General features: G+C 59.0%; 12 protein-coding genes, 1 other RNA gene and 1 riboswitch. Of the genes, 8 read left to right on the top strand and 5 right to left on the bottom strand.

Features of this window, described 5'->3' with window-relative positions; all coding sequences use genetic code 11:
• The first annotated feature begins 7 nt into the window (after positions 1-7).
• A complete protein-coding gene (locus ATHL_RS16470; protein WP_062196035.1) occupies positions 8-1,177 on the top strand; it encodes an FIST signal transduction protein in 1,170 nt (389 codons plus the stop codon).
• Between the two features lie 21 nt (positions 1,178-1,198).
• Here the strand turns inward: ATHL_RS16470 and ATHL_RS16465 are convergent, their stop codons facing one another.
• The 5 genes from ATHL_RS16465 to ffs all read right to left on the bottom strand — a co-directional run bounded on the left by ATHL_RS16465 (position 1,199) and on the right by ffs (position 7,971).
• Positions 1,199-5,176 (bottom strand): pre-peptidase C-terminal domain-containing protein, encoded by a 3,978-nt coding sequence (locus ATHL_RS16465; protein WP_062196033.1) that lies wholly within the window; start codon positions 5,174-5,176, stop codon positions 1,199-1,201.
• Positions 5,177-5,260: 84 nt separating this feature from the next.
• Positions 5,261-6,262: a DNA polymerase III subunit delta gene (gene holA, locus ATHL_RS16460; protein ID WP_062196031.1), complete on the bottom strand. Its 1,002-nt coding sequence runs from the start codon at positions 6,260-6,262 to the stop codon at positions 5,261-5,263.
• Positions 6,263-6,278: 16 nt separating this feature from the next.
• Positions 6,279-6,785 (bottom strand): DUF6391 domain-containing protein, encoded by a 507-nt coding sequence (locus tag ATHL_RS19015; RefSeq protein WP_062196029.1) that lies wholly within the window; start codon positions 6,783-6,785, stop codon positions 6,279-6,281.
• Between the two features lie 130 nt (positions 6,786-6,915).
• The gene (locus ATHL_RS16450) at positions 6,916-7,812 is read right to left on the bottom strand and encodes a class I SAM-dependent methyltransferase (protein WP_084001648.1); all 897 of its coding nucleotides are present in this window, start codon (positions 7,810-7,812) and stop codon (positions 6,916-6,918) included.
• Positions 7,813-7,871: 59 nt separating this feature from the next.
• An RNA gene (gene ffs / locus ATHL_RS16445) (signal recognition particle sRNA small type) lies at positions 7,872-7,971 on the bottom strand.
• A gap of 167 nt (positions 7,972-8,138) precedes the next feature.
• On the opposite strand from ffs, the gene ATHL_RS16440 reads away from it, so the two are divergent.
• From ATHL_RS16440 to ATHL_RS16410, 7 genes are all read left to right on the top strand, one after another.
• The gene (locus ATHL_RS16440) at positions 8,139-10,796 is read left to right on the top strand and encodes a replicative DNA helicase (protein WP_062196027.1); all 2,658 of its coding nucleotides are present in this window, start codon (positions 8,139-8,141) and stop codon (positions 10,794-10,796) included.
• On the top strand, positions 10,796-11,476 hold the full coding sequence (locus tag ATHL_RS16435) for a DnaD domain-containing protein (protein WP_062196025.1): 681 nt from the start codon (positions 10,796-10,798) through the stop codon (positions 11,474-11,476). The genes ATHL_RS16440 and ATHL_RS16435 overlap by 1 nt, the downstream gene beginning before the upstream one ends.
• Entirely contained in the window at positions 11,394-12,812 is a 1,419-nt protein-coding gene (locus ATHL_RS16430) for an ATP-binding protein (RefSeq protein ID WP_162787777.1), read from the top strand. Before ATHL_RS16435 ends, ATHL_RS16430 begins: the two co-directional genes overlap by 83 nt.
• A 46-nt stretch (positions 12,813-12,858) precedes the next feature.
• Positions 12,859-13,006: riboswitch (cobalamin riboswitch) on the top strand.
• Between the two features lie 171 nt (positions 13,007-13,177).
• Positions 13,178-14,185, top strand: a complete 1,008-nt coding sequence (locus ATHL_RS16425; protein ID WP_162787776.1) for an ABC transporter substrate-binding protein — start codon at positions 13,178-13,180, stop codon at positions 14,183-14,185.
• 63 nt (positions 14,186-14,248) lie between these two features.
• A complete protein-coding gene (locus ATHL_RS16420) occupies positions 14,249-15,268 on the top strand; it encodes a FecCD family ABC transporter permease (protein WP_062196020.1) in 1,020 nt (339 codons plus the stop codon).
• Positions 15,269-15,283: 15 nt separating this feature from the next.
• The gene (locus ATHL_RS16415) at positions 15,284-16,108 is read left to right on the top strand and encodes an ABC transporter ATP-binding protein (RefSeq protein WP_084001636.1); all 825 of its coding nucleotides are present in this window, start codon (positions 15,284-15,286) and stop codon (positions 16,106-16,108) included.
• 143 nt (positions 16,109-16,251) lie between these two features.
• A complete protein-coding gene (locus ATHL_RS16410; RefSeq protein ID WP_062196018.1) occupies positions 16,252-16,590 on the top strand; it encodes a nucleotide exchange factor GrpE in 339 nt (112 codons plus the stop codon).
• The last annotated feature ends 40 nt before the right edge of the window (positions 16,591-16,630 follow it).

Genomic DNA, 16,630 nt, shown 5'->3' with positions numbered 1-16,630 from the left:
GGTCTCTGTGGCGTATCTCTCGGTAGTGGGTGTGGGGCACGGGTTAGATGGGCGGGATGCCGCCATGCAGGCCGCCCGGAAAGCCCTCGATGAGCTTGGAACCCTGCAACCGGTTCTGGCACTGGTCTTCGCCGCGGAAGAGTTTGAGCCCTCAGAGGTGCTGGCCGGATTAACTTCGATGCTCGGCGATACCCCACTCTGGGGAATGAGCACAGTACGGGCACTGGCCGGTGAGCGCGAAGAACCCCGCGCCGTGGTGGTAATGGTGATCGCGGGAAATGACCTGAAAGCGGCGGTTCACTGGTGGCCGGGCTACGGCGCCGACAGCCAGGAAGCCGCCCGTCAGGCCGTGCGCACCCTGCGCAGTGACCTCGTGCTACCCCAGGGGGCGCTTATCGCCGCCGATGGCGTGCAGGGCAATCTTCTGCCGCTCTGCTCGGCGCTGGCCGACCTGCCAACCCGGATTGGGGGCTGTCTGGCTTCCGGAGGATATGCCCAGGGGAAGACCCCCCTGTTTGCCCGCGCTCAGACCGCCCCCGGAGCGCTGGCGATTGCCACTCTGGGAGGAAGGTTTCGCCTCTCCGGTGGGTGCGGGCACGGCTGGCGCGACTCGGGCCTGCAGGTGCGTTTTGGAAAAACCCATGACGTCTGGGTGGATGCGATCAACGATGTTTCTCCGGCTGATTTTTACGCCGAGACCTTTGGCCACCCCGCGCGTGAATGGGCTTATCCACCGCTCAATGAACTGGTGCGGTTGTACCCCTTTGGTTTGCAAGAATACCCGGCAAGCCCCGATTTCATCCTTCGCTCCCCTCTGCGGGTAGAGGTCAACGGCAGTCTGCGCATGAATGTGCCGATTGAGGCCGGAACAACTGCCCAGCTAACCCTGGGAGACCCGCAGGCCTGCCTGCTGGCCGTGGAACAGGCCGCGCGCACGGCATTGAGCAACCTGGCACCGGCCAGCCCCATGGCGGCGCTGGCGTTCGTGGATGTGGCCTGGCTCTCCCTCTTCGGAATTCAGGCCGGGCAAATTCCACTGGCGCTGCATGAGGCCCTGGGGAACATTCCGCTGGCAGGGGCATACACGCTGGGGCAGGTATCCCAGCCGGTTGCTGGCGCAGTTCCCCGGCTGCTCAACCAGAACATTCAGATCATCCTCCTCGGTTACCAGGCATAAATTCCATACTCCGGGCGGCTTTCAGGGTTGACGGCTGATGATCGGCAGGAACATCAGGTTGGGTTTGCCGATGTACAGCTGGTACACAACCCCTGTACCCCAGATGCGGCTATCTTTGGAGGTGATTTCCAGGGCATACGTGCCTGTGGCGGGGGCCGTCCAGCGCACGGCAAGGCTTCCGCCCACCTCTGCCGGGGCGGCCTCCAGATATTGCTGGGTACCGGCGCTGTTGCTCAACCGGGCGCGTACCGTTGCCCCGCCGCCTTTGGAGGCGATGAGGATGAGGAATTCCTGACCGGCCTGTGCGTCGAATTTAACCCAGTCGGAATCGTTCTGGCACAGGTTATGGGAGAGGCTGGAGTTTAAGGAATGGGTTCTGGCGGTATCGCGGGTATTATCAGGTTCAAAGCTGTCTCCGGTGCATGTGCCGTTGATGACGACCGTGGCCTCAGGGGCATTGGGGTATTCCTCCTGGTTACCCGCCAGGTCTACGGCGCGCATCCGGAAATCGTAAGTTCCCGGCTGGCCAATAAACCAGGCTGAACGGGCAGCTTTCGGGGGTTTCTGATCCCAGGTGGTCCATGCACCGCCATTGAAGCGGTACTGGATTTCGAAGTAATCGATGTCGTCCTGCAGATCTTGTGCGTTCCACGTCAGCTGTACGGCGGTGCTGTTGGAGGGAGAAGCCAGGGGGTTCATCGAACTGGTGGGAGCGGTCAAATCGGGTTTGAGGTCAGTAACCAGCACGCCTTTACTGCCACCGGCCACATTGGTGGCCATGATATAGAAGGCACTGCCGGTGGTATCCTGGGTGGGGTTGAAAATCGCCCACCAGCCGTCACCGCCGTTGGTATCAGAGGCAAACTTGACCCATCCGGTGTTCTCCCAGTCGGGGCTATGCCAGAAGAAGTCTACCTGCCGGATGCCCCCACCGTTGGGATGGTCCTGCACACTGGCCTCGACGATGAAGGGCACGGTGGGAATTTTCTGCGGGTTGACGGGTTTGGTCATGCGTACAGAGTCGGGGACAACAGGTGTGTTTTGAGTGACGCTGAGGCGGTAGTTGTGCGCCGTGCCGCCCCCGCCTGGGAAATCCCAGGCGCGTACACGCACGTAGTACGTTCCAGTGCGCTGAATGACGGTGTTAATGAGAGAATCCTGCAGGGGGTTTGGGTCGCTGGGGGGGCGTTCATCGTCGTTGGCGGCCAGCACATCCTGCCCGTTCGAATCGAGCAGGGCAATGAACGAATCCAGCGGGTTATTCGGATCGAGAGACTTGGCGTCCAGGTCAATCCGCAGTGAAGCACCCGCGGTGGCGTTGAAGGAGAAGTAATCGGTATCCCCCGCCGGGCAGATCGTGCCGGTGAGCGCCGGGCCATTGATGGTGATGGCGCGGGCTGTGGCAGGGGTGTTGTCATTATCGGTGCAGTTTTCAGGGGGGGTGGTATCGATGCGCACATCATCAATCGCCCAGCCAAAACCTGCATTGTTCAGGTTATCGACCGCATCAAAGTGGAAGCGCAGGCGGATCGTTTTTCCGGCAAAGTTCTGCAGGCTGAGGGCAGGGCTATCCAGCCAGAGGATGCCCTGAGTATCGCCGCTGATCTGATAGAGATCACTAAAAGTAGCGCCGTTATCGGTGGAAACCTGCACCAGGCGTTGATCCCAGTGGGGGGTAGCCAGGCGCTGACCATCGAAGGAGGCGCCCTCGACATCGCTGAAAAAGCGGAAGCGCAGGTAGTAGGTGCCGCTGGAAGGAATGGTGATGGGGGGCGAAGTGAGGTCGCCAGCGCGGTAGGTGGTGTTGTTAAAGGTCGTGCCGTTGGAGAACATCCAGGCGCGCGTGGGCCCGCGCAGGAGACGGTCGAGGGTATCGAGCTTCCAGAGTCCGGTGCTGCTCCAGCCAGAAGGGCCGCTTTCAAAATCGAAACTGAGGGGAGCACTGACAGTGGTCGAAGCAGGAAGCGAAGCACTGGCCACGGTGAAGGAGAGATCGGTGCTGTTGGTAGAGTTGCTTCCCTGAGCCGTGACGCGCCAGGTGTAATTGCCTGCCGGGAGCGTGCCTACCGACCAGGTATTGGTGTTCGTCTGGGGCATCGTCTTGTTAACGGGGCCGCTGAGGCTGGCCGTGAAACCACGCGCTCCCACGCCGCCAGTCCAGGAAAGCACCAGCGAATCGGTGCTGGTGGGGTTGGCGGGGTTGGGCAGGGTGCGCGAGTTGCCATCGGGGTCAATCAGGTTGCCGGGGAAGATCAGGAAAGGTTCATCCACCGGGTTCGTGCATGGCTCCACTACAATAGAAGAGACGGTACCGGCACCAATGCGGTTATCGTTGAGGTTGTAATCGGTAGTGGTAAAGGTCTCGGTACGGCCAAGGGGATCAGCGTTGTCGCGGTCGAAAAGCGTGGCACAGGTGCCACTGCTCACCTGAATGGAGGCGATATTGTTGTTGAGCAATCCCAGGTTAGAGGCATTGAACTGCCCGCTGCCCAGTTTCAGGCAGGTGCCGGTGAGGTTGGCGCCAGCGTAGACGCCAATTTGCCCTGCCCCCGGCGAACAGGCGGGTGGCGGCGGGGGGGTGTTGCCGGAGCACGGATAATTTTTAACAATCTGCCGCAGGCCGGTGTATCGCCCCACCCAGTTGCCTTCCACATCGTAAATACGCACGGCCAGCCCCATGGGGCCATCGGGCACATTCAGGGAGCACAGGTCAAGCGATTTACTGAAAGCTCCGTTGGCGTAGTTAGCCGTGTCCACCACCTTCCAGGTGCCGTCGTAATTGAGCAAAATCTGCACCTTGGTGATCCCCAGGTTGTCGCTGGCGGTACCGGTGACGTCCACAGTGCGCGTGGTGACCACCGTCCAGGGGGCGGGGGTGTTTAAGGCGCCTTTGGGCGGAAAAGCGCCGGTGTTGCCCGATTGCAGGTAGTTGTCATCGGCGGTGCCTTTCACACCATCTGGCCCGACGGAACACTCGGTGCCGTAGCTGGGATAGCGGATGGTTTCGCCGCAGGTGCGCGGTTCACCGCCGTTGAAAGGCACATCGCTGAAAAGGATGCGTACCGAGTTGCCCCAGGAATAGCTGGAATTACTCGGCGCAGTATAGACGTGGAAGTGCAGGTGATGATCGGTGCTGTAACCGGTGTCATCGACATTGCCGATGTATTCTCCCTGCTGAACATAGGTTTGCCCCGAAACAAAATGATCGGGGATACTTTTATAGGCCAGGTGGTAGTAAAGCTGATAGGTGGCGGGGCTGGTGCTGTCATCTTTAAGCACCAGGTAGTTGGTGCAATCGGTGGAGCCGTTGGGGCAGGTTTCTTTATACGCCCAGACCACCCCTCCCTTGGAAGCCAGCAGAGGGAACATGCGGTTGCTGGCATCAGGGTTCCAGAAGTCGTACGCGTAGCGGCAGGAGGTTTCGGAGCATGAGCCGTAATCGAGAAAGTGGCCGATACTGCCGGTGATTTTAATGTTCAGAGCGGTTGACCAGGGTAGTTTATAGCCGGTAAAGGTCTGTACGGCTTTGGGGGCGACCCCGGGCGGGGTCACGAAACGCTCGATGAGATCCTCCGATTGAAGGTCGGGGGGTAAAGAGGTGACTTCTCGGGCAAATTCGGTAGCAGACTGAATCGTCACCTGCCAGCTGGCCGATTTGCTCAGCAAACCGCGCGGGTTACGGGCAATGGCCAGTCCGGGTTCCTGCCCTACCACATCACCCGTCTCGGGGTCGCGCTGTTGCAACCAGACCAGGGCAGTGCGGCCATCTTGAGAATAGACGATGTGATTGATTTCAACTTCGTTGATGAGAAACCCCAGAATGCTCTTCTGGTTCGCCTGGATCGCGGTATGAACGGCCTCGCGTAATGCCGAATCGACCTCCGGAGCGGGGGGAGTTCGCTGTTGTGCTTCCACCGTGGGGGCAATCAGCCACAGGAAAGCCCCCATCACCAGTAAGACTACCGCACCCCCTCCGATTAACCGTACGAATACTTTCATTGCTTCCTCCACGCGCCGGAACTGAGCCGCCATGCGCCGACCGATTCAACGAGAAGGCTGGAGCCACGAAGCCGGGTCAGGGGTTCAGGATGTATGGGCAAGTTCAGCAATGAGGCGATCCAGCTCCACCGGCAGGGTGGTTTGCCCGGTTTTGACCCCGGCATCGATCTCCAGCAGGCGGCGGTAAATGGCATCCAAACGCTGTTGTGTAAACCTTCGAGCCTGTTCCATGGCCTTGCGGGCGACAAAATCGCTGTGCGCCAGCCCGCGGGCCAGTTCGCCGGGACTGCGGCCTTCATCGAGCATTTCACGGCCAACGAGTAAAAGGCGAAACTGGCGAATGATCATTCCGAACAGGTTGAACTCGTCTTCTTCTTCCATTAAATGGTGTAGCAAGTTTAGTGCCAGCGAGGCGTTCCCGGCGGTAAGTGCATCCACCATCTGGAACACATCCGCCTGCCGGGTGCGGGCAGAAAGCTCTTCTACATCCTGCGCCTCTACGGGGCGCTGGCGGTCAACATAGAGGAGGAGTTTTTCAATTTCAAGGCTGGCGGTGAGGGTATCGTTGCCAAGGTGATCGACCAGGGCGGCGGCGGCTTCGGGGGTAAATTGCCCGCCCCGGGCAACGGCCTCTTTGCGCACCCATTCGGCCATGCGCGAGAGGTCGGGTAGCTGGCAAAGGAGGTAAAACGCCCGCGGCCCGGCGGAACGCACCCAGCGGAGAAGCCAGTGGTCGTGTCGAAGGGTTTTCCAGTCCCGCCGGTCGAAAACATCCTCAACGATCAGGATAAGGGCCGTTGAGTCGGGGAGAGTGTCGAGCAGGCTACAGAAGCGGGTGCGGGCGGCCTCTGAATTGAGCCGGGCGAGCGGGTGGGTGAGAACCACCATACGCCGATCGGTGAGGAAAGGCATGGAAAAAACAGCATTACGCAGGGCATCTTCGCTGGTCTCGCGGCCATCCAGGCGTGTCAGGTTCAGGCTGGCCATAGCCGGGTCGCCCATCCGGGCGAGCATTTCATCGAGCGCACGATGAATGGCCAGGGTGTCATCGCCGTGGAGCAGGTAGACCACCGGTTTTGAATCCATGCGCCGGAACCTCAGATCATCCGCGCGTGAGCACACGGTGAACGGGCAGGTCACCGTGCATTTGCCGCCTGATTTCAACCACCCGAAGGCCATCCAGAGCGGCATGGGTGGTAATGCGTTCCTGGAGCCAGGGCCCCAGCGGTTGAGCAAAGATCATGGCCAGGGTCACCAGCGAAACGATGATCGGCCAGCGCTCCAGTTTTGAGCGCCATCCACGCCCTACACCCATCATTCCCAGCCAGGCCATCGTGCCCGCCAGCATACCTGCGGCGGCGAAATTGGTTCCGCAGTTAGGATGAATGGCCAGAGAACGTTCCCCCGCCTCAAGCCGCGCCAGGGCGGTCTGTATGGCCTCAACCACGGCTTCGGTAGAGACGTTGCCCACCAGCCAGAAACCACGATCATCCGAATAGCCTCCCAGGCGCAGGTTGGGTGTGCGTTCGGCCAGCACGCTCAGGGTGGCGTGTTCGAGGGCATGGTTACGGCGGGTGCGCCCGATGGGACCCCAATCGAGTATCGACATATTACCTCCGGGGGTGAAGAACAAAACCTGGCTCAAGATGGAGCAGAGTGAATTGTAGCATAGAACCCGGTCGGTTGTTTTGCCCTCCGAAGAGAATCCCCCTCTGTTCCTGGCACTCCCGCAACACCGGTCAACGGATGCGAAAATCGTAAATGCCGTCTTCGGCGGGGTATTCACGCCTGCATTCCGGGCAAAGGATGCGCGGCGGGGTATCCTCTAGAGGAGCATGACCGCAGGCCGGACAGCGAAAGACGAACGGTTCTGCCGAAGATTCTGCAGAGGGAGTACCTACCGCACGACAACGTGCAAAGACACTCGGGCTGAGCTGCCACAGGTCACCGGTGAGCTGAGCGACCGAGTCGAGCGCCACCAGCCAGCCCTGTGGGAACAGGCGTTTGAACAGACCCACTCTAAAGTGCGAGACGGTGAGTTGCCTTTCGACGGCAAAACCGCTGGCCTGCAGCCAGGTGCGCACGGTGGCCGGGTGAAAATCGAAGTTGAGAGGGGCAAATTCGACCGGTTCAGGGCTGAAGGGGCTCCAGCTCTGCCGCCGTAACAGGTAGCGCAGCACTGCCTTGAGGTTTTGTTTGTTGGCATATTCCAGGATAAAAATGGCTCCGGGCCTGAGCACCCTCCGCACCTGATCGAGGGCAAGGCGCGGCTCCACCATGTGATGGAGCGTACGGATCATGGTGGCCGCATGGAACTGAGCAGGTGCAAAAGGAAGGTAGTAGATATCTGCGGCAACGTAGCGGAAGCGCCTGCCATCACCAAGGCGCTGGCGGGCCTGCTCGAGCTGAGTGCGTGAGTAATCTACCAGGGTGATCTCCCCGTAGCCAACGTAACGCAGGGTGTTGCGCCCGGCTCCGGCACCAAGCTCAAGAAGGCGCTCATGCTCCTGCCCCACCGGGAGCAGGCGGCGCAGGGCGATTCGCTCACAACCATCTTCATAGGCGCGCCCGCCGCGCTCCCAGAAGGATTGCTGATAATCGGAGCCCTCGTAATTGCAAACGGGAATGGAGTTCATCGTTTCGTCAACTGGCACTGGCACAGGCAGGTGGGATGACTCTCGCTTCAAAGAAGTGCGCCGGGCAGGTTTGCCGGCGGCGCCCAGAAGGACCTCCTTACCGTTGCTTCTTCTCAGACCTGGCGGGGTTCGGTGGGTTCTGCCGCGCCGGTCCCACCCGGACGCGCTCCAAGGATACCTCAGGTGCGTAAGGCTGTCAATGATGGGCATGGTTTTCTAAACCCCACTCTGACTACCCCTCCCCTGTGACCCGGATTTTGAAGAGGGGGAAAAGAGGATTCTTGACTGGAATTTTCTGCACTTCCTGCTAGAATCAGAATAATCTGATGAGCGACATTTATCCTGAAGAAATTCCCGTTTCCGAAGTCCAGGCCCCGCCCCACAACCGGCAGGCCGAAGAAGCCGTGCTGGGCGCTGTGCTGATCAACCCTGAGGCGTACTTTACGGTTTCTCAGTTCCTCAAGGGCGAAGATTTTTACATCGTGCGCAACCGCTGGGTCTGGGAAGCCTTCACCCGCCTGCATGAGAAGCGCATTGCCATCGATTATCTGACCGTCTCTCAGGAACTGGAGCAACAGGGACAGCTGGAAGAGGTGGGCGGGCAGGCCTACCTGCTTTCCCTGATCAACCAGACACCTTCAGCCTTGAACGTAGAGGCCTACGCGCACACCGTGGAGGAGCACTCTCTGCGGCGGCGCATGTTGAATGCCGCCAATGAGCTGGCGCAACTGGCGTACAACCAGAAGCAATCCATCGATACGGTGATCGATGAAGCGGAGAAGAAGATCTTCTCAATCAGCGAGCGGCGCGTTCGGCACGACCTGCAACCCATTCAACAGGTGCTGAGCGATGTCTACGACCGTATCGATCAGCTTTCACAGCGCACCGATGAAATTATGGGGGTGCCCACCGGTTTAACCGATCTCGACCGTCTGCTCGGCGGACTGCAGAAATCGGATTTGCTGATCGTAGCCGGGCGCCCCGGAATGGGGAAGACGGGTTTCATGCTTTCGGTGATGAAGAACGCCGCACAGAAGTATAAGAAACACGTGGCCATGTTCTCTCTGGAAATGTCGAACGAGCAGCTGGTTCAACGCCTGATTGCCCAGGAAACGGGCATCGACACCCAGCGCCTGCGCACCGGGAAGTTAACCGAAGAGGAGTGGCCGCTCTTCACCCACGCCATTGAAGTGCTGGCCGACACCCACATTTACCTGGACGATACCCCTGCCATCACCCCCATGCAGTTGCGCACCAAGTGCCGCCGCCTTCACATGGAATACGAACTGGATCTGATCATCGTAGATTATCTGCAATTGATGAGCGGCGACCTGCGCACCGATAACCGTGTGCAGGAGGTTTCCTATATTTCGCGCAATTTAAAGGTGCTGGCCCGCGAGTTGAACGTGCCGGTGCTGGCCGCCGCCCAGCTTTCGCGCGCGGTGGAACAGCGCGCCGATAAAAGACCGGTGCTTTCTGATTTGCGCGAGAGCGGTTGCCTCACAGGAAACACTCGCATCACCCTTGCAGAAAGCGGTGAGGAAGTTCCCATTCGAGAACTGGCTGGCAAGAGCGGTTTCTATGTCTGGGCATTAAACGAGACCACTTTCAAACTCGAAGCAGTGCCAGTTAGCAGAGCATTCGAAACCGGAATAAAAAAAGTATGGCGATTGACCACTGCTCTGGGCAGGTGCATCGAAGCCACTGCCAATCACCGTTTCTTGACATTGGACGGATGGAAACGGCTGGATGAATTAACCCCTGGGGATAAGATTGCTCTGCCGCGGATAGTCCCCGCCTCTTCCCACTCTTCTTTACGTGAAGAGGAACTGGCCTTCTTGGGGCTGTTATTGGGGGATGGCTGTATACTTGCCCATCATGCTCATCAGTTTACCACGGGTGAACTGGATTTAGCGCAGGAAGCCGTGCGGCTTGCTCAGACGGTTTTCCCTGATCAAATTGAGCCGCGCATTCAGGCGCAAAATTCGTGGTTACAGGTATTTTTCACTTCAAAAAGACATCATACCCATGGCGTACACAGCCCGGTGACCGATTGGTTGAAAGAATTGGGTATTTTTAACCTCCGTTCTTCAGAAAAATTCGTTCCGCCGATTGTTTTCTCCCAATCCGAGCATTCTATTGCCTTATTTTTACGCTATTTATGGGCAACCGATGGAAGTATCCAATTAACGCGGGGAAAGAGGACCAGAGCTATCGCCTACTACGCATCCAGTAGTGAGCAATTGGCCCGGGATGTTCAATCGCTCCTGCTCCGCTTAGGGATTAATGCTCTGTTGAGGCGTGTTCCTCAAAATGGTAAAGGGATGGATCAGTGGAACGTGGTCATTACCGGGAAACCCGATTTGACCCTTTTTGCTGAAAAAATTGGGGCAGTAGGCGCTTACCGGGAACGCCGACTGCGGGAAGTTTGCGACTATATTCAAAACCGTGTCGCTAACACCAATCGGGACATAATTCCAGCCGGTGTGTGGAGGCAGGTGGTTGTTCCAGCTATGCAAAGCGAGGGAATTACCAGCCGTCAATTGCAGGCGAGCATTGGAAACGCCTACTGTGGAACAGCACTCTACAAACAAAATATCAGCCGAATCAGAGCAAGCCGTCTTGCAAATGTTCTCCATTCAGAAAAGTTGACTGCACTGGCAAACAGCGAAGTATATTGGGATGCGGTGGTTGCAATCGATTTTACTGGCGAAGAACCGGTATATGATTTGACGGTTCCACAACATCATAATTTTGTGGCCAATAACATTATTGTCCATAACAGCCTGGAACAGGACGCCGATGTGGTGATGTTCATTCATCGCCCCGATGCGCTGGAGAAAGATAACCCGCGGGCCAATCTGGCCGAGATCATCGTGGCCAAACATCGCAATGGCCCAACCCACGGCGGGATTGAACTGGTCTTCTTGAACAACCTGGCGCGCTTTGAAAACGCCGCGCAGCTGCCCGGAGGTCGGCGCTGATGCCCTTTGCAGGCTTTACCGACGGCAAAATGCGCCTGACGCGCCTGCCGGCCCAGTTTTTCAGCGATCTGTTACCCGAGATCGATACCCTGGCCGAGCTGAAGGTCACCCTGTATGCGTTGTGGTTTCTGGAACGCATGGAAGGGAAGGTGCGGTTTCTGACGTATAAAGATTTTACCGATGAAGCGCGTCTGTTGAAAGACCTGGGTGAAGAAGGGCTGAAGGACGCTCTCGAACGGGCGGTTCAGCGCGGCACGTTTCTGCGGGTGACGGTGAAGGACGCTGGGGAAGAGGCGCTGTACTTCCTCAACAGCCCGCGTGGGCGGGCGGCAGTGCAGGCCATTCACCGCGGAGAATGGAACCCGCTGGAAGGGGAACGGGCGGGGGTTTCACTGGAGGTGGAACGCCCCAACATTTTCCGCCTTTATGAGCAAAACATCGGGCCGCTCACCCCTCTGATCGGGGAAGTGTTGCAGGAGGCCGAGCAGACCTACCCGCAGGCGTGGATCGAAGAGGCTTTTAAAATTGCGGTGGAGAAGAACGTGCGCCGCTGGAAATATATTGAGGCCATTTTAAAATCGTGGCAGGAGGAAGGACGTGACGAAACCAATCGACGAGACTCTGCGAAAGATCGCCGCAGGTATGTCGAAGGAGAGTTCGCCGACTTCATCGAACACTGAGGCGGCGGCTTCGAAAAGCCTTCCCGGCGACCCCAACTGCCCGATTTGTCGGGGAGTGGGCTTCGTCAGGCGCGATGTGCCCATTGACCACCCCGATTTTGGCAAGGTGGAAATCTGTAGCTGCCGGGCGCAGGAAGTGGCGCGCATGGCCTATCAGCGGGTCTATCGATTGAGCAACCTGACGGCCTTCAGCGGGATGACCTTTGAGACCTTCAAGGTGCAGGGGCGCGTGGGGCTGGGAGATGAGCAGGTACGTTCGTTGAAGTATGCCTTCGACCAGGCACAAACCTTTGCGCGCACGCTTTCGGGATGGCTGCTGTTGACCGGAGCCTACGGAGTAGGGAAGACTCACCTGGCGGCGGCGATTGCCAATTTCGCGGTCAGCATGGGGGTGCCAACCCTCTTCCTTACCGTACCCGACCTGCTCGACTGGCTGCGTTACGCCTACGGGGCTCTGGACGAAGATTTTGAAACCCGCTTTGAAGAAATCCGCAATATTGCACTGCTGGTGATGGATGACCTGGGCACGCAGAATGCCACCCCGTGGGCCCAGGAAAAACTGTATCAAATTTTTAACCACCGGTACGTCAACCGCCTGCCCACTGTGGTGACCACCAACCAGCCCCTGGAAGAGATCGAAGGGCGCATTCAATCGCGCCTGCGCGACCCCGAACTGGTGACGATGGTGAAGATCAACGCTCAGGATTACCGTCAGCCGCTGGTAGATACCACCCAGCCGCGTCTTTCGGCGCTCCCCCTCTACAGCCGCATGACCTTTGGAAGCTTCAATATGCGCGAGCGTGAGAAACTCTCTCCTGAAGAGCGCGCCAACCTGGAAAAGGCCTTCCAGCTGGCGCAGACCTTTGCCGAAAATCCGCGCGGCTGGCTGGTTTTTTCGGGAACTTATGGTTGTGGCAAGACGCACCTGGCAGCGGCGATTGGCAACTACCAGGCAAGCCGGGGGCAACCGCCTATTTTTGTGGTGGTTCCAGACCTGCTGGATCACCTGCGCTCGACCTTCAGCCCGAACAGCACAGTCTCGTATGACGAGGTGTTCGAGGAAGTTCGATCAGCGCGCCTGCTCATTCTCGATGATCTGGGCACTCAGAATGCCTCGCCGTGGGCACGCGAAAAGCTGTACCAGATCTTCAATCACCGTTATACCGCCGAGCTCCCCACCGTGATCACCACCGCCAGCCGCCTGGATGAACTCGACCCGCGCATCCGCAGCCGCATGCTCGACACGCGCCTGTGCACTTTCTTTGGCATTCTGGCCCCGGCCTACGTGGCTCCGGCGCAGGCCAAAAAGACCCCCCGCGCAAGAAAGACAGATTAGCTTTTTTCCTTGACGTGAGGCGTTAGTTCTACTACAATTTTTGCAATTGAATAGATGCCCTCAGGTGCTCTGCTCCCGGATGGGCAGGGCAGAATGGCGAAGCCGGTGAAAGTCCGGCGCTGTGGCGCAACTGTAAACCGAGACGGGTGCTGTTCTCGGTAAGCCAGGTCGACCGCCTGAGGAGCGTTTCTCACAACCTCGCTGAAAGGAGGTGGGAAGCACGATGGGCTCGACCCTCGCCTGATTCCACCTCCCTGCCGGTAACGACAGGGAGTATGTATTTTAAAAGTGCGCCAGTGCTGTTTACTTGTGTGCGCACAGGGATGCATTCGAACTTGCTTTTTGCTCTGTTGAGAGTACAGATTATGAAACGGACGTTGAAATTCCTGAATCTGCTGGTGCTTTTAGCGATGTTCCTGGCAGCCTGCGCCCCGGCCACCCCGCTGGCGCCCACGGCTACCCCCACCCTTGCTGAGCCAACAGTTACCCCAACTCCCCTGGTACCCACGGCTACACCGACTTCCGAACCCATCGTTCTGCCCGACGGCACGGGGGGAGAGGTCAGTCTGCCCGCACCAGTGCAGCGGATAGTTTCGCTGGCCCCCTCAAACACTGAGATTCTCTTCGCCATCGGTGCAGGTTCACAGGTGGTGGCCAGGGAAGACTTCTCAAACTACCCGGAAGAAACTCAATCGCTGCCTTCGGTGGGCGGGAACATGGGAAAGTACGACCTGGAAAAAATGGTAAGCCTGAAGCCCGACCTGGTGCTGGCCTCTCCCCTGACTGCCCCCGAAGTACTCAAGGGAATCCAGGACCTGGGGTTGAAAGTTCTGGTGGTGCCCAACCCCACCACCCTGGCTGAAATGTACGCCAATCTGGAACTGGTAGGCAAAGCCACCGGGCGCGAAAAAGAAGCCCGAGAGCTGGTGAACCAGCTGCAGGCGCGTGAAAAGAAGGCCCTCGAAGTGGCCGCCAAAGCCGCAAGCAAACCCCTGGTCTTTTACGAGCTGGATGCCACCGACCCGGCCAAACCCTGGACGAGTGGCCCCGGCACATTCATTGATCTGCTGATCGGCCTGGCAGGCGGGCGAAACCTTGGGGCGAGCCTGGAAGGATCCTGGGCACAGATCAGCCAGGAAGAATTGATCGTGCAGAATCCGGATATTATCCTGCTGGGAGATGCGCTCTACGGTGGGGTAACCCCTGAACAGGTAGCCCAGCGCCCCGGCTGGAACGCCATCAAAGCGGTTAAGGAAAACCGGGTTTACCCGTTCAACGATGATCTGGTCAGCCGCCCCGGGCCGCGCCTGGTGGACGGACTGGTGGAGCTGGTCAAGGTGTTCCACCCCGAACTGGCCGGTGAACTGAAGTAACGTTCTCTCTTGTTTTTCAGCGCTGTGCGGTACTGGCCGCCGCGCGGCGAAGGAAAAGGTGTGATGAAACACGCTGCCCGCCCGTATCTGATCCTGCTTCTCGTCCTGGGTGCCGCACTCCTCCTCTCTGCGGCCGTGGGCAGCGTGTTCATCCCCCTGGGGGCGCTGGTAGAATTGCTGATCGCCCATCTGCGTGGTTTGCCGCCCGAAGAAGCCCTGCGCCCCTTCGATGTGATCCTCTTCGGCCTGCGCCTGCCCCGTACCCTGCTGATGGCACTGGCCGGAGCCGGTCTGGCAGGCAGTGGCGCCGCCTATCAGGGACTGTTCCGCAACCCGCTGGCAGACCCCTACCTGGTTGGGGTGGCTTCGGGAGCGGGCCTGGGGGCTGTGATCGCGATGAGCGTGGGGGCGCTTCAGGGACACCTGTTCGCGGTTCCGGCGGCGGCGTTCCTGGGGGCACTGTTGACGGTCTGGGTGGTGTATCAGCTGGCGAGGGTGGGGCGCAGTGTTCCCACCACCAATTTAATCCTGGCGGGGGTGGCGGTGAGCTCATTTGCCACGGCTGCCACTTCTTTCCTCATGCTGGTATCGGTCAATGAGGTGCGTCGCGCCCTGGCATGGATACTGGGCGGGGCTTCGATGAGCGGCTGGCCGCCGGTTCTGGCGATGTTGCCGTATGTGGGAGTGGGTCTGTCGGTCTTGATGACCACCGGACATGCGTTGAATGTGTTTCAGTTTGGAGATGATCAGGCCAAACAACTGGGTCTGCCTGTGGAAAGAGCACGCTTGATTGTGGTGGTAGCAGCTTCGTTGGCCACAGCCGCGGCGGTTTCTTTCGCGGGGATCATCGGGTTTATCGGGTTGATTGTGCCGCATGTGGTGCGGTTTATCTGGGGGAGCGATTATCGGCGGATTCTGCCGCTTTCGGCGCTGGGCGGTGCGGCAGTTTTACTGACCGCAGATGTTCTGGCGCGGGTGGTATTGGCCCCGCAGGAATTGCCGGTGGGCATCATCACTGCGCTTGCAGGTGCGCCGTTTTTCCTCTGGATCTTACGCCGGGCGCGCAGTCAGGCGTACTGGTAAAAGGTGAGGTGGAAAATGTGGAAACGCCGAAACGGGAACTACCCGGTGGAGATGCAAACCACCCCGATGCTCAGGGTGGAAGCGCTAGAGGTGCGCTACGGAGAAAGACGGGCGCTTAAGGGCGTTTCTTTCAGTGTGGAGCGGGGAGAGGTGTTCGGGGTAATCGGCCCGAACGGCGCCGGGAAGACCACGCTGATCCGGGCGTTGAGCGGGGTGGTAGAGATCGCCGGGGGTGAGGTCTGGATCGCCGGAAGAGACGTCCGCCACCTGAACGAACAGGAGCGCGCTCGCCTGGTAGCCGTGGTGCCCCAGGCTCGCAACCTGCCGCCAGCCTTCACCGGCCAGGAGATGGTACAGCTGGGGCGCACTCCCTACCTGAACTGGCTGGGGCAGTTTTCGGCACGCGACTGGCAGGGTGTGCGGCGTGCTATGGAACGCGCACACGTGCTGGATCTGGCCGACCGACGCCTGGGAGACCTTTCGGGCGGGGAGCAACAACGCCTGTTGCTGGCGCGGGCGCTGGCGCAGGAAGCCCCTTTGCTGTTGCTCGATGAACCCACCACCCACCTCGACCTGCAGTATCAGATCAGCCTGCTGGACGCCGTGGCCGACCTGGCAAAGCGTGAGGGGCTGACGGTGGTGATGACCCTGCACGACCTGAACCTGATCAGCCGCTATGCCGACCGCCTGTGCCTGCTGGTGGAAGGGGAAATCAAGGCCCTGGGAACACCGGAGATGGTGCTCGAACCGGAACTGCTGAGCCAGGTGTACCACGTGCCGTTGCAGCGCATCCGCAGTGAACGGGGCGGACGCCCAATTATCCTGCCTACGGTGTTATAAACCGGCGTCGGGCCATTCCAGGGGGAAAGCGCGGAAACGATCACCGAAGGGGAATGTACCCGAATCCCCCCGGCGGATGTCTCCGGGAGATTTGAGGTACAATCGGAAAGAGTACTTCGGGTTATCCGCGAAAGGAGTGCATTATGATTGTCAAAGCGTGGAATAACGGAGCACACAGCCGCAATGGAAAAGGGTATGGCTTTCGGGTAAGCCCGGAAGACCGGGATGCCTTTTTTAAGAAGGAATGGACTTCGATTTTACTGGAAGTGGAAGGAGAGCCACGGCCTGAAGAGGTGAAACTCGAAGAGGCTTTCTGGAGCGAAGAAGGATGCGAGTTGATGAGCCAGGCACTGGGGCGGTGGCTGCGTCGGAACGGCCTTGCTCCCTGGGCGCGGGGCAACCCGCCCTCGGTGGTACTTGAACCGCTGGAAGAGAATCGCTTCAGGGTGGAAAAGCCGAAAACTGGTCGGCGGCCCTTCTAAAACAGGGTCAGGTCATTACGTTATTTAACCACTGAGACCT

Source organism: Anaerolinea thermolimosa (assembly GCF_001050195.2).
In the GTDB taxonomy this organism is placed as follows: Bacteria; Chloroflexota; Anaerolineae; order Anaerolineales; family Anaerolineaceae; genus Anaerolinea; species Anaerolinea thermolimosa.
The sequence above is the reverse complement of the archived record's forward strand: the minus strand, read 5'-3'. Positions and strand labels throughout refer to the sequence as shown.